Source organism: Yersinia sp. 1252 StPb PI, from assembly GCF_048593885.1.
In the GTDB taxonomy this organism is placed as follows: domain Bacteria; phylum Pseudomonadota; class Gammaproteobacteria; order Enterobacterales; family Enterobacteriaceae; genus Yersinia; species Yersinia enterocolitica_E.
Genome location: NZ_JAZGQE010000130.1, coordinates 1 through 14,309, shown reverse-complemented (window position 1 = coordinate 14,309; position 14,309 = coordinate 1). Strand labels below are relative to the sequence as shown.

Here is a 14,309-nt window from a genome sequence, read left to right as displayed (position 1 = left end):
ATAACAGTATTCAATTCTGTTATATACGTAATTAGTTGGTGTTTTGATTAGGATAATTATGACTTCTCGCGGTGGTTATCTTGATATGAATAAATAGGGGAGTATTCATCAATGATAGAATTACATACTGATATTGATGATGTTTATTACCTGTCGCGGAGTGAGAAAATTCTGTATAAATCTTAAAAACCATTAGTTAAGCAGACAAAGATTGTATTAGTGTGAGGTGAGATTTCACTGGGTTGTTGCACCTTTAAGTGCCAGATTTTAAGAAGGAATACTGTGTGTCGAAATTGCGGGTTGGTGTGATTTTTGGTGGTAAATCGGCTGAGCATGAAGTGTCGTTGCAGTCGGCCAAAAACATCGTAGAGGCGATTGATAAGGAAAAGTTTGATGTCACGCTACTGGGTATTGATAAACAGGGGAAATGGCATGTTAACGATGCATCCAGCTATTTGTTAAATGCAGAGAATCCAGCGCTGATTTCCCTGAATCACTCAAACAGAAATGTAGCGTTGATTCCCGGTCAAGAGCGCCAGCAACTGATTGCGGCGGATAATGCCACAGCATTGGCGCAACTGGATGTTATTTTCCCGATAGTACACGGTACATTAGGCGAGGATGGTTCTTTGCAAGGCTTGCTGCGCATGGCCAATATCCCCTTCGTTGGATCCAGCGTGCTGGGATCTGCGGTCAGCATGGATAAAGATCTCACCAAGCGGTTACTGCGTGATGCCGGGTTGAATATTGCCCCCTTTATTACGCTGACACGGACAAATAAAGATAATTACAGTTTTGAGCAGATAACGGCAAAACTTGGCTTACCTTTATTTATCAAGCCGGCAAATCAAGGTTCCTCGGTTGGGGTGAGTAAAGTACGCAATGCGGCTGAATACCAGCAGGCTGTTACGCTCGCGTTTGATTTTGACCATAAGGTATTAGTTGAATCAGCTATTGTTGGGCGCGAGATTGAATGTGCGGTACTGGGTAATGATAACCCTCGAGCTAGCCTGTGTGGTGAAGTGATCGTCAGTGATGAATTTTACTCCTACGATACCAAGTATATTAATGAAACTGGTGCTCAGGTGGTTATCCCTGCAGTGATAGACAGTGCAGCCAGCGACAATATTCGCGCAGTAGCATTAGCCGCGTTTCGTACGCTTGAATGCCGTGGTCTGGCACGGGTAGATGTCTTTTTAACACCAGAAAAAACCGTTATTATAAATGAAATCAATACACTACCTGGTTTCACTAATATCAGTATGTACCCCAAACTCTGGCGCGCCACGGGTGTCGGCTCTACAGAGTTGATCACAACACTGATTGAACTGGCGTTAGAACGGCATCAGCAAGATAAGTCATTGAAGAGTTCTATTTTTAGCGACCACTAAATGAAGATTGTGGTTGAACCCAGCGGTTGCCTGTAGGCAGCCGTTGCGTTTGGTGATCAGTTAGATCTGCGCGGCAAACGGGTGGTGTGATTCTTTCGAGAGGTAATGTGGATTTAGGCGGTCTAGCCAGCTTTATCGGCGGGACTTGCTGATATATATGAGAGAGCTGCGTAAACAGATAGCAGGCTAGCCTGCGATAAGCAATCTGAGGCGGGTTGAGGATTAGGATAATCTTGAATTTTTCCGATTTAACTGTATCCTTATACAGTGGTTTGGTTGGGGAAAGATAACATGCGTAAGATTATTCATGTCGATATGGATTGTTTCTTCGCGGCAGTGGAAATGCGCGACGATCCCAGTTTGCGTGATATTCCCATCGCGATTGGCGGCAGCCGCGATCGGCGTGGAGTGATCAGTACGGCCAATTACCCTGCCAGACGTTATGGTGTTCGTAGTGCTATGCCAACGGCGATGGCACTTAAACTCTGCCCACAGCTTAAAGTTATTCCTGGCAGAATGGCGGCTTATAAAGAGGCGTCGCTGCATATCCGTGAAATTTTCGCTCGCTATACCCCGCTGATTGAGCCGCTCTCGCTGGATGAGGCCTATCTGGATGTTTCTGATTGCTCCGCATGCAGTGGTTCTGCCACTTTAATTGCTCAGGAAATCCGTCAAGCCATTTCTGATGAACTGAGCCTGACCGCTTCCGCCGGTATTGCCCCGATAAAGTTTCTGGCCAAAATTGCGTCAGATCTGAACAAACCAAATGGTCAATATGTCATCACACCTAATCAGATTCAGCCTTTCCTGCATGATTTGCCGCTGAGTAAGATCCCTGGCGTGGGGAAAGTGACCGCTAAACGTTTACAAGAACTCGGGTTGGTTACTTGCGGCGAGGTACAAAATTATCCGCAGGCTGAACTATTAAAGCGTTTTGGCAAATTCGGTCATGTGTTGTGGGAGCGTAGCCACGGTATTGATGAGCGTGAAATATCCCCGGACAGATTGCGTAAATCGGTCGGTGTTGAAAGAACGCTGGCGGAAGATATTCATGACTGGGAAAGTTGTGAGGCATTGATTGAACAGCTTTATATTGAGCTGGAAACTCGATTACGCAAAGTGAGGCCGGATCTGCATATTGCGCGTCAGGGTATTAAATTGAAATTTCATGATTTTCAACAAACTACGCAGGAGCATGTCTGGCCGGAACTGAATAAGACTGATCTGCTACAAGTGGCGCGCACTGCATGGAATGAACGGCGAGCCGGGCGGGGAGTTCGCTTGGTAGGGCTACATGTCACTTTACTGGATCCACAACTTGAGCGGCAATTATTGCTTAGTTGGGAATAGTATATGCAATAAAAAACGGCGGGTCGAAGCACCGCCGTTATCATATAAAGATCAATCAGATTTGTTTATGCCCGTTCTGGAATGGCTTTTAGCAGGGCGGTCAGTAACTGCCAATATTGACCAACGCTTTCGATATGAACTTGTTCATCCGGTGAATGTGGGCCGGTCATGGTTGGCCCAATCGACACCATATCCATATCCGGGTAAGGTTTTTTGAATAATCCACACTCCAGACCTGCGTGGATAACCATAATGTTCGGCGTTTTGTTGAACAGTTGTTGGTAGGTTTCCCGCACCAATGCCATGACAGGAGAGGTTGGGTCCGGCTGCCAGCCAGGGTAACCGCCTTTCGGTAGCGTTTGTGCACCAGCCAACTGACCAATTGCCGTCAGCATGCTCACCACGTAATCTTTGCCGCTGTCGATCAGGGAGCGAATCAGACAGATGATTTCTGCTTCGTTCTCATTCATGGTAACCACACCGACATTCAGTGAGGTCTCAACCACGCCTTTAACGGCATCGCTCATGCGAATTACACCGTTTGGTGTGGCATTCAGCAGTGCCACTAAACGCTGTTGTGTGTCTTTAGTCAGCGCTTTTGTCTCAGTGGATACCGGTTCGAGCAGGAGTGCCAGATTTTTTTCCACCGCCGCCAGCTCGTTTTTCAACGTTGCCAGATACGCCTGACTAAGGCTTTTCAATTGATCGACTTTATCTGCACTAACCGCCAGGAAAACCGAACCCTCACGCGGGATAGCATTACGCAATGTACCGCCATTAAGATCCAATACGCGCAGATCCAGATCTTTTGCATGTTCAAACAGGAAGCGGGCCAGCAGCTTGTTGGCATTGCCTAAACCTAAATGGATATCCGCACCGGAGTGACCACCTTTAAGGCCTTTTAAGGTCAGTTTCAGGGTTTGGAACCCAGCAGGAACGGCTTCGCGCTTCAGGGCCAGAGTGGTGATAAAATCAATACCACCAGCGCAACCCATATAGATTTCACCTTCCTGTTCAGAATCGGTATTAATCAGAATATCGGCTTTCAACCAATTAGGTTGCAGGCCGAAGGCACCATCCATACCGGCTTCTTCGGTCATGGTCAGTAACACTTCCAGTGGGCCATGTTCAACGCTGTCATCAGACAATACGGCCAGCGCAGAAGCCATACCAATGCCGTTATCAGCACCCAATGTGGTGCCACGGGCTTTAACCCATTCACCGTCGATATATGGTTGGATAGGATCTTTGGTAAAGTCATGTACCGTATCATTATTCTTCTGCGGCACCATATCCAGATGGGCTTGCAGCGCAACTGGCTTACGGTTCTCCATCCCTTTGGTAGCAGGCTTACGCAGCAAGATATTACCGACCTTGTCACGCTCAGCGTGCAGACCTTTTTCTTTGGCCCACGTCATAATGTGCTGCGCCAGTGCTTCTTCATGGTAAGACGGATGGGGGATTGAGCAGATTTTTGCGAAAATATCCCACAACGGCTGAGGCGAAAGTTGAGACAGTTCAGACACTGTAAGTCTCCTGTAACAGCATGCTCATATCGGCAACCTCAGGATGAAGATGTCAGAGATGCTATCGGGTTGATGACTAAAGATTTTAAGGGTAGTGACAAACCGCCATCGGAATGGCGAGATGGTTTGAGAATATCACTTTCATCGGCATTACGCGCGTTTCGCCGCACAATTACCGCATTAGACCCGATTAATTAACCTGATAATTGCTGGTTTTTATCCGGCTGGCTCACTATAATCTCGCGCAACCTTTTTTCCCCTTCTGATACATGGCAAGCCACTCCTTTACTGGCTGGGATTACACTTTATGAGCGAAAAATACGTCGTTACCTGGGATATGTTGCAAATTCACGCCCGCAAGCTGGCACAGCGTTTACTGCCAGCCGATCAATGGAAAGGGATTATTGCGGTAAGCCGTGGTGGTTTGGTGCCAGCGGGTATTCTGGCGCGTGAGCTGGGTATTCGTTATGTCGACACCGTTTGCATCGCCAGCTATAACCATGATAACCAAGGCGAGCTTAAAGTCCTGAAACGTGCTGAAGGTGACGGCGAAGGCTTTATTGTGATTGATGATTTGGTTGATACCGGCGGTACTGCGAAAGCTATCCGTGAGATGTATCCGAAAGCACACTTTGTTACTATTTTCGCCAAACCTGCTGGTCGCCCATTAGTTGATGATTATGTAGTTGATATTCCTCAGGGCACCTGGATTGAGCAGCCGTGGGATATGGCTGTAACCTTTGTTGCTCCTTTAAGCGGTAAGTAATTTAGTTGGCTTTAAACGCCTGGTCAGCTCCGGGCGTTTCATTTTCTCCGCAGTATGAGTACACTTGACTCCATCTGACCAGCCCTTATCGGGCCTGAATCACGGCTTATGGAGGCTATCGTTACCATGGCACAAGCCAACCTCTCTGAAATTCTGTTTAAACCAAAGTTCAAACATCCTGAAACCTCAACTCTCGTGCGGCATGCTCACTGCAACCATCCTATGACGGTACATTCTGCCTTGGACGGTGATACCACCAGCCATTGGTATCGGATGATCAACCGTTTGATATGGACCTGGCGCGGTGTTGATCCTCTTGAAATAGAAGAAGTGTTGTCACGCATTGCCTGTTCAAAGGCAGAACACAGCGATAACGAACTGCTAGATACCGTGGTGGGCTATCGCAATGGTAACTGGATTTATGAGTGGGCCCATCAGGGGATGCTGTGGCAGCAAAAAGCCATGGAAGAGGCCGACCCGATGAATGCGGGTCAATACTGGTTAAATGCGGCCAATTTATACAGCATTGCGGGTTACCCACATCTGAAAGGTGATGAGCTGGCCGAGCAAGTCGAGGTGTTATCAAACCGCGCCTATGAAGCCGCCGCTGAGCACCTGCCGTATAACCTGAAAGAGCTTAATTTCGCGATTTCAGATGGCGGTACGCTGGCGGGGTTCCTGCATATGCCGACTGTTGGCAGTGCGCCATTCCCAACGGTATTGATGTGCGGTGGGTTGGATACATTGCAAAGTGACTATCATCGCCTGTTCCGTGACTATCTGGCCCCGAAAGGGATAGCCATGTTAACGGTGGACATGCCATCGGTAGGGGCTTCGTCGCGTTGGAAGTTAACGCAGGACACCAGTTATCTGCATCAGCAAGTCTTGCAGGCATTGCCGGATATCCCTTGGGTTGATCATCAGCGAGTCAGTGTTTTCGGTTTCCGTTTCGGTGCCAACGTAGCGGTGCGCCTGGGGTATTTAGAGCCACAGCGGGTGCGTGCTGTGGCATGCCTTGGGCCGATTGTGCATCATCTTCTGTGTAACGCTGACAGCCAGCGCCAGGTGCCAGATATGTATATGGATGTTATGGCCAGCCGATTGGGAATGGCTGATGCGGCAGATGAAACGCTTAGAACAGAAATGAACCGCTATTCGCTGAAAACACAGGGGTTGCTGGGGCGGCGTTGCCAAACACCTATGTTGGCGGGCTACTGGGAAAATGATCCCTTCAGCCCAAAAGAAGAGGCGAAGTTAATCTGTTCTTCCTCGGCGGATGGCAAGCTATTACCTATATCATCAACGCCGCTGTACGACAATTTCCACCGTGCATTATTGCAAGCCAGTGAGTGGTTAGAAGATAAAATGCGTTAATGAGTTGCTAATTTTTAACAGTTTGCTAAAAAGGATCGTCTATATAAGGAGATTTAAGAATGACGTCGACCAGTGCTCATCCTAAAAGTAAGCTTATGAAACGTTTTGCCGCTTTAGGACCATATCTGCGTGAAGGGCAGTGCCAGAGTGACCATTTTTTCTTTGACTGTTTAGCTGTTTGCGTCAATGTGAAGCTTGCCCCCGAGAAACGTGAGTTTTGGGGCTGGTGGATAGAGTTGGAACCGGCAGAAGACCATTTTACTTACGTTTACCAGTTCGGCCTGTTTAATAAAGAAGGCAGTTGGAAAGCGGAAAAGATTAAAGATCCTGAAATACAAGAGAAACTGGAGACCACGCTGCGTGGTTTCCATAAACGCCTTGCTGAGATGTTGACTTCAATTGAAATGAGATTGGAGCCAGCGCAGCATTTTAGCGATCAGCCGATTAAGCTGTCCGCTTAGAAGTCTGTTTGTTAATGCCTAATTAAATAGAATATTCCCCCTTTAGCACAATAAAAGGGGGAATTTCTCATTCTGACTGTTGGCATTATGCCTCCCGCCTGCTACAAAGACCCATCCCCTTCGTACTTAGAGCCGCAGGGTTGTTAGCTAGGTTCATTCACCCGAGTCACATTTGTTCTTACATGAATAAGCTCATCGGGATGAGTTCGCTGGCAGCCATACTGCAACTCCAATTACTTTGGGTATATATTGTTTCTTTTATTCATCCCAATGGCAGAAAAATTATGAGTGGCAGCCAGACATTGGTTGTGAAATTGGGGACGAGTGTTCTGACCGGCGGTTCCCGTCGTCTTAACCGTGCCCATATTGTTGAACTGGTGCGCCAATGTGCCCAGCAACACGCAAAAGGTCATCGTATTGTTATTGTCACCTCCGGGGCGATTGCGGCCGGGCGTGAACACTTGGGTTATCCAGAATTGCCTGCCACTATTGCCTCAAAGCAACTGTTAGCCGCAGTCGGGCAAAGCCGGCTAATCCAGCTCTGGGAGCAACTGTTTTCCATCTATGGCATCCATATCGGTCAGATGTTACTGACCCGTGCTGATTTGGAAGACAGAGAGCGTTTTCTCAATGCCCGTGACACCATGAATGCCTTGCTGGATAACCGCATCGTGCCGGTAATCAATGAGAATGATGCTGTCGCCACCGCTGAAATCAAAGTAGGCGATAACGATAATCTCTCGGCACTGGCGGCCATTCTTGCCGGTGCCGATAAGCTACTGTTACTGACCGATCAGGCGGGGTTATACACGGCTGATCCGCGTAACAATCCTGAAGCTGAGCTTATTCGCGAAGTGCATGGTATCGATGATGCTTTGCGCGGAGTTGCTGGCGATAGTGTCTCAGGCCTTGGCACTGGTGGTATGGCCACTAAACTGCAAGCAGCAGATGTTGCCTGCCGCGCCGGTATTGACGTGATTATTGCCGCGGGCAGTCAGTCCGGTGTTATTGCGAATGTGATTGATGGCACGCCGGTTGGTACCCGCTTCCATGCACTGGAAACCCCGTTGGAAAACCGTAAACGCTGGATTTTTGGTGCACCGCCAGCCGGTGAAATTACGGTCGATGATGGGGCTGTAGCCGCTATTATGGAGCGCGGCAGTTCGCTGCTGCCCAAAGGTATTCGCAGTGTTCAAGGGGATTTCTCCCGTGGTGAAGTGATCCGGATCCGCAATCTTGGCGGGCGGGATTTGGCCCACGGTGTATCACGCTATAACAGCGATGCGCTGCGCATGTTAGCGGGGCATCACTCGCAACAAATCAGTGAAATCCTCGGGTACGAATATGGCCCGGTGGCGGTTCATCGTGACGATATGATTGTCAGCTAAGGAGCGAGCATGAGCATGCTGGAACAGATGGGGAAAGCCGCCAAACAGGCTTCCTGGCAGTTGGCAATGTTGAGCACGGCAGAGAAAAATCAGGTGCTGGCAGTAATAGCTAACCTGTTGGAATCTGAAAGTCAGGCTATTTTGCATGCCAACGAGCAAGATATGCAGGCTGCACGTGACACGGGCATGAGTGAGGCGCTGCTCGATCGGCTGTTATTGACCCCGGCACGCTTAGCGGCTATTGCTAATGATGTGCGTCAGGTATGCCGCCTAAATGACCCTGTGGGCCGCGTTATTGATGGCAGCCTACTCGACAGTGGCTTAAAGCTGGAACGCCGCCGTGTGCCTCTGGGGGTGATTGGTGTCATTTATGAAGCGCGTCCTAACGTTACGATCGATGTCGCCAGCCTCTGCTTGAAAACCGGCAATGCCGTGATTTTGCGGGGTGGCAAAGAGACTCATCACACTAATCAGGCAACCGTGAAGGTTATCCAGCAGGCACTGGAACAGTGCGGCTTACCCGCGGCGGCAGTGCAGGCGATTGAAAGCCCTGATCGGGAATTGGTTAATCAGTTACTGCGTATGGATCGCTATGTCGATATGTTGATTCCACGGGGGGGGGCTGGTTTACATAAACTGTGCCGTGAGCAATCAACCATTCCGGTGATTACCGGTGGGATTGGGGTTTGCCATACCTTTGTGGATGAAAGTGCTGATTTTGAGAAAGCGTTATTAGTGATTGAAAACGCCAAAGTTCAGCGGCCAAGTGCGTGTAACTCATTGGAAACCTTGCTGGTTCATCAAGCCATTGCAGAGCGCTTCCTGCCTGTACTCAGTACCCGAATGCATGCCTTTGGCGTGACACTGCATGCCAGCCCGCAGGCGCTGCCGTATCTGACCGAAGGTAAGGCCAAGGTAGTGGCTGTTGAAGCTGCTGATTATGACGATGAATGGTTATCTCTGGATTTGAATGTGGAGATTGTGGCTAATATCAATGCTGCTATTGACCATATTCGCGAGCATGGCACCAGCCATTCTGATGCTATTCTGACCCGCTCACTCAGTAGCGCGGAACATTTTGTCCGTGCGGTGGATTCATCGGCAGTTTATGTCAATGCCAGCACCCGTTTCACCGATGGCGGCCAGTTTGGTTTAGGCGCTGAAGTGGCAGTAAGTACGCAAAAACTTCATGCCCGTGGCCCGATGGGGTTGGATGCATTGACAACCTATAAGTGGGTTGGCTATGGCGACGATTTAGTGCGTAGCTAATTTACACCAGACAGAACATATACAGTAAAACGACATTTGGCTGCTGCTGCTGTCGTTTTATTTTTTTCTCTGGTTAACCTCCCTGTGAAGCATCTGCCTTTAAGTGTGAAATAGATCATTATTCGATGTAACGCGTTTATGGCTATTCATCAATTTACCTCCCCAAAAATAGGCAACCAAACACTTGTTGGGTTGCTTCTGTGTGTATTGTTATCCTCTTGATTATCTATCTTTATTTTTAGTGGAATATCCTTCCTGTAAGAATATTACTATTTAAAACTTATTTTCCTATCGGAAGAACTTGAGTTACCTCACAGAAAATGTGCTGTAACTGCTTGAAAACACGCTTACGATCGTTCTCTCAACTTTGAAATAGAGTAATAAAATACGCTTTACTCTATTTAGTCAAAATAATAAAACAAGCACATGTTTAAAAACAAACAAGTGTCCATTATGACCAGCCGAGAAAAACAAATATTGCAGCTTCTGAGACGAGATCCATTGATCCCCCAGCAAGAAATTGCCGATATTCTAGGCATTAGTCGCTCGGGGGTGGCGGGTCACATTATGAATTTAATGCAAAAAGGTTATATCAAAGGAAAGGGATATATATTATCTGAGCACAGTTATGTGGTGGTGGTTGGCTCGGTAAATATGGATGTTTGTGGTTATGCAGCCAGTAAGCTCATTTATGAAGATTCCAACCCAGGGAAAATAAAATGCACCCCAGGCGGTGTTGGGCGAAATATTGCTGAAAATATTGCGCTATTAGGCAAAGAGTGCCATCTCATCTCGGTGGTGGGTGATGATTTTTATGGTGCGACCCTGATTGATGAGGCTAAACGCGCCGGTGTCAATGTCAGTAATTGCCACAGTTTGCACGGTGAAAATACCTCTACTTATGTTTCGTTACTCGATGATGGTGGCGAAATGTTGGTGGCGATTAATGATATGCGCATATTAGAAAAACTAACGCCGTCATTATTAGCAACCACCAAAGAGATAATTCAACACGCGGGAATATTAGTCGTCGACTGTAATTTAACCGAAGAAGCCCTCTCATGGATATTTACCAATGCCGGTAATGTTCCTGTATTCGTCGATACGGTTTCAGCATTCAAAGCACCCAGAATTAAAAACTGGTTATCCCATATTCACACGCTGAAACCTAATCGTCTGGAAGCAGAGATACTCAGTGGCATTAAAATTAACAGCCACGATGATATTCCGGTGGTGGCGCACTGGTTTCACCAACAAGGCGTCCAGCGCCTGGCATTAAGTATGGGAAAAGAGGGGGTTTATTTCAGTGAAATTGATGGCCAGGTTGGCTGGTCATTGCCACTGAATATCAACATTGTGAATGTTACCGGGGCCGGAGACGCGATGATGTCTGGTTTAGCAAGTTGCTGGCTGGATGACATGGAATTTGCTGAGAGTATCCGTTTTGCTCAAGGGTGCTCAGCATTAACGCTCTCTTCGGAACTGACTAATAACCCCAATCTGTCAAATGGCAGTGTTAAAAAACTATTGGAATTACAACCATGACAAATAACGCAATGGCACAATCTTATTTAGATATATCACCAGAGGTTGCACAGGCTTTGGCGCAAAATAAAGCCGTCGTCGCATTAGAATCTACCATTATTTCTCATGGGATGCCTTACCCACAAAATGTAGAAACAGCGTTACTGGTAGAGCAGAAAATTCGTGAGAATGGCGCTGTGCCTGCCACTATTGCCGTTATAAACGGCCGAATGAAAGCGGGCCTATCCCGTGACGAAATAGAATTGCTGGGCAAGGAAGGCCATAGCATTATGAAAGTCAGCCGCCGTGATTTGCCTTTTGTGATAGCAAATGGACAACATGGTGCCACAACCGTGGCTTCCACCATGATTATTGCACAAATGGCGAAGATTAAGGTTTTTGCGACCGGCGGTATTGGTGGTGTACACCGTGGTGCTGCCACCACATTTGATATTTCCGCCGATTTACAGGAGTTGGCGAAAACTAATGTCACGGTGGTTTGCGCCGGCGCTAAATCTATTTTGGACTTAGGTCTAACCATGGAATATCTGGAAACTAATGGGGTGCCAGTTATTGGTTATCAGACTCGGTCACTGCCCGCTTTTTTCTGTCGGACCAGCCCGTTTGAGGTCAGTATTACCTTAGACAGTGCTGAGCAAATTGCGGCAGCAATGAATGCCAAATGGAGTATTGGCCTGCGTGGAGGAATGGTTGTTGCCAACCCCATCCCACCACAATATGCTTTACCCGAAGAGATGATCAACGCTGCCATTAATCAGGCAGTAAAAGAATCAGAAGAGCAGGGGGTTATTGGTAAAGAAAGTACGCCATTCCTGTTGGCCAGAGTAGCTGAATTAACCGGTGGTGACAGTTTAAACGCTAACATACAGTTGGTATTTAATAATGCGCAGTTAGCTGCCAAAATTGCCTGCTCCTATCAGAGCATTATTTAATAAAGAACGGTAACACGCTTTAAATATTGTCCTTATTACAAAATACTTGCTCATATCTTTGAGGTGCCCTGACACATTTGTTGTCCGAGGGGCACCTTTTCGAGCATGAGCTATCTATATAGGAACTTCGAGGTACTTCGGGGGATTTATGGATTTATTGCGTAGTTTGGCGGGGATGTGCATTTTATTGTTTATCGCCTATGTTTTTTCAGTAAATAAAAGAAAGATAAGATTACGGACCGTTGGGGCTGCATTATTATTGCAAATAACATTGGGTGCAGTCATGCTCTATGTTCCTGCTGGAAAGTGGTTTATCTCTTCGATTGCTAATACAGTGAATAGGGTTATTTCATATAGTGACGCAGGTAGCGCATTTATTTTTGGTGGTTTAGTTAGCCCAAAAATGAATGAGTTATTTGATGGCGCCGGTTTTGTTTTTGCTTTTCATGTCTTGCCGGCCATTATTTTCATCACTTCATTAATTTCTATTCTTTATTATCTCGGCATTATGGGATGGCTAATTAATATTCTCGGTTCTATATTTCAAAAGTTACTCGGTATCAGTAAAGTAGAGTCATTTGCCGCTGTCACCACTATCTTCCTTGGTCAGAATGAGATCCCAGCGGTGGTTAAACCCTTTATTAATAAGATGAACAGCAATGAACTGTTTACCGTCATCTGTAGCGGTATGGCGTCCATTGCAGGTTCTATGTTGGTGGGCTATGCCGGGCTTGGGGTCCCGATTGAATATTTATTGGCTGCTTCGTTAATGGCTATCCCTGGCGGGATATTATTTGCGCGTATTATCAGCCCGGCGACAGAAGAGTCAAAAGTTGAATTCAACGAGATGACATTTAGTGACAAACGCCCTGCCAGTATTATTGAAGCGGCAGCCAGTGGCGCGATGCTGGGATTGAAAATTGCGGTCGGGGTTGCCACCGTCGTGATGGCGTTTGTTGCATTGATTGCGTTAATTAACGGCATTATTGGTGGTATTGGTGGCATCTTTGGTTTCGAACAGCTCAGTCTGGAAAGTATTCTTGGTTATGTGTTCTCGCCTCTGGCTTATATTATGGGCGTATCCTGGGAACATGCTTCACTGGCGGGTGGTTTTATCGGCCAGAAATTAGCCATTAATGAGTTCGTAGCCTATTTAAGTTTCTCTCCTTATCTGAAAGAAACCATAGCGACATTAGATGTAAAAACGATTGCAGTTATCTCTTTTGCGTTGTGTGGTTTTGCCAACTTTGGCTCAATTGCTGTCGTGGTGGGCGCTTTCAGTGCTGTTGCACCCGAAAGATCATCTGAAATTGCGCGCTTAGGATTCCGTGCACTGCTGGCGGCAACATTATCTAATCTGATGAGTGCCACAATCGCCGGGCTGTTTATTGGTTTGGGTAGTTTATTACCGGGCTAGGCTTATTGATATTTCTTCTGGTGCATTAATCTACTGATAAAAAGGATTAATGCACTAATCAACCCTTTAATCTAGCGGATGGCGTTTGAGATAGTAACTGACTTTATAATCAACCGGATTAAAAGTTATCACCGAAAAATCTACCACGACTCCGTCAGTTCCATTGGATACGGCGAGTAATTGCAGCAGCAGGGTACGTGGATCGCAATGGAGTTGCAGGGCAAACTCCTGACTGGCGACAATAGGTAAAAATGTCTGCCGGCAACCTTCAATCTGATAATTAGCGTGTTTTTCAATAAAATCATATTTAGATGATTCAAGATGATGGTAAGTTAAATCCGGCATCAGAGAGACCGGCAGATAGCTCTCTTCTATCTGAATAATCTGTTTGTCAGCATAACGTAATCGTTTGATATAATATATTTTATCGTCTTGATTGATGTTTAACTGACTGGCAATGTCTTGCGATGCCCTAATAATTTTGAACTCAGAAACTTCAGTATGTGGTGTCTTGCCGAGCATTTTCATCTGTTCGGTGAAACTGTTCAGATGATTATTATCATGTTTAAGATCTTTCCCGATAATAAATGTCCCTCGCCCTTGTTGCCGTTCCAGTAAACCATCTTGAATTAAGACATCCAGTGCTTTTCTGACGGTCATTCGTGATGCGCCAAAACGCTCTGCTAACTGAATTTCTGATGGTAAGCAATCACCCAGCGAAATATCCTGATGATTTATTAATTTTCGAATATTTGTTACCAGATTTTTATATACCATTTTTATACCTATTCAGAGGGCGGTTTTATCATGAATATTTTTGTAATTCATTGATAATTAATTATTAAAATTCAATTGGTATAAAAAATGACTCAAATGTCTAATTTGAGCGT

The 14,309-nt window shown here is 46.5% G+C and carries 12 protein-coding genes; 10 read left to right on the top strand and 2 right to left on the bottom strand.

The window, feature by feature from the left end; genetic code table 11:
• The first annotated feature begins 284 nt into the window (after window positions 1–284).
• Both ddlA and dinB read left to right on the top strand, forming a co-directional pair.
• Window positions 285–1,391 (top strand): D-alanine--D-alanine ligase, encoded by a 1,107-nt coding sequence (gene ddlA / locus V2A85_RS16845; RefSeq protein ID WP_420071891.1) that lies wholly within the window; start codon window positions 285–287, stop codon window positions 1,389–1,391.
• Window positions 1,392–1,682: 291 nt separating this feature from the next.
• Window positions 1,683–2,741 (top strand): DNA polymerase IV, encoded by a 1,059-nt coding sequence (gene dinB, locus V2A85_RS16840; RefSeq protein ID WP_083160127.1) that lies wholly within the window; start codon window positions 1,683–1,685, stop codon window positions 2,739–2,741.
• A 65-nt stretch (window positions 2,742–2,806) separates the two neighbouring features.
• Here the strand turns inward: dinB and pepD are convergent, their stop codons facing one another.
• Complete coding sequence (pepD, locus tag V2A85_RS16835; RefSeq protein ID WP_372558157.1) at window positions 2,807–4,267, bottom strand: beta-Ala-His dipeptidase; 1,461 nt, start codon at window positions 4,265–4,267, stop codon at window positions 2,807–2,809.
• Between the two features lie 307 nt (window positions 4,268–4,574).
• On the opposite strand from pepD, the gene gpt reads away from it, so the two are divergent.
• The 8 genes from gpt (at window position 4,575) to V2A85_RS16795 (ending at window position 13,419) form a co-directional block, all read left to right on the top strand.
• Window positions 4,575–5,033, top strand: a complete 459-nt coding sequence (gene gpt / locus V2A85_RS16830; RefSeq protein ID WP_083160123.1) for a xanthine phosphoribosyltransferase — start codon at window positions 4,575–4,577, stop codon at window positions 5,031–5,033.
• 126 nt (window positions 5,034–5,159) lie between these two features.
• A complete protein-coding gene (frsA, locus tag V2A85_RS16825) occupies window positions 5,160–6,407 on the top strand; it encodes an esterase FrsA (RefSeq protein WP_372558158.1) in 1,248 nt (415 codons plus the stop codon).
• A 59-nt stretch (window positions 6,408–6,466) separates the two neighbouring features.
• Window positions 6,467–6,868 carry a sigma factor-binding protein Crl gene (crl, locus tag V2A85_RS16820; protein WP_372558159.1) on the top strand — a complete coding sequence of 134 codons (402 nt, stop codon included), beginning with the start codon at window positions 6,467–6,469 and terminating at the stop codon, window positions 6,866–6,868.
• Between the two features lie 284 nt (window positions 6,869–7,152).
• A complete protein-coding gene (gene proB, locus V2A85_RS16815; RefSeq protein WP_083163836.1) occupies window positions 7,153–8,256 on the top strand; it encodes a glutamate 5-kinase in 1,104 nt (367 codons plus the stop codon).
• 15 nt (window positions 8,257–8,271) lie between these two features.
• Window positions 8,272–9,525 (top strand): glutamate-5-semialdehyde dehydrogenase, encoded by a 1,254-nt coding sequence (gene proA, locus V2A85_RS16810; RefSeq protein ID WP_372559837.1) that lies wholly within the window; start codon window positions 8,272–8,274, stop codon window positions 9,523–9,525.
• 453 nt (window positions 9,526–9,978) lie between these two features.
• A complete protein-coding gene (locus V2A85_RS16805) occupies window positions 9,979–11,070 on the top strand; it encodes a PfkB family carbohydrate kinase (protein ID WP_420071890.1) in 1,092 nt (363 codons plus the stop codon).
• Window positions 11,067–12,002: a pseudouridine-5'-phosphate glycosidase gene (locus V2A85_RS16800; protein WP_372558161.1), complete on the top strand. Its 936-nt coding sequence runs from the start codon at window positions 11,067–11,069 to the stop codon at window positions 12,000–12,002. The genes V2A85_RS16805 and V2A85_RS16800 overlap by 4 nt, the downstream gene beginning before the upstream one ends.
• A gap of 148 nt (window positions 12,003–12,150) precedes the next feature.
• Window positions 12,151–13,419 carry a NupC/NupG family nucleoside CNT transporter gene (locus V2A85_RS16795; protein WP_372558162.1) on the top strand — a complete coding sequence of 423 codons (1,269 nt, stop codon included), beginning with the start codon at window positions 12,151–12,153 and terminating at the stop codon, window positions 13,417–13,419.
• A gap of 66 nt (window positions 13,420–13,485) precedes the next feature.
• Here the strand turns inward: V2A85_RS16795 and V2A85_RS16790 are convergent, their stop codons facing one another.
• Window positions 13,486–14,196 carry a GntR family transcriptional regulator gene (locus V2A85_RS16790; RefSeq protein ID WP_083160109.1) on the bottom strand — a complete coding sequence of 237 codons (711 nt, stop codon included), beginning with the start codon at window positions 14,194–14,196 and terminating at the stop codon, window positions 13,486–13,488.
• Window positions 14,197–14,309 lie beyond the last annotated feature (113 nt).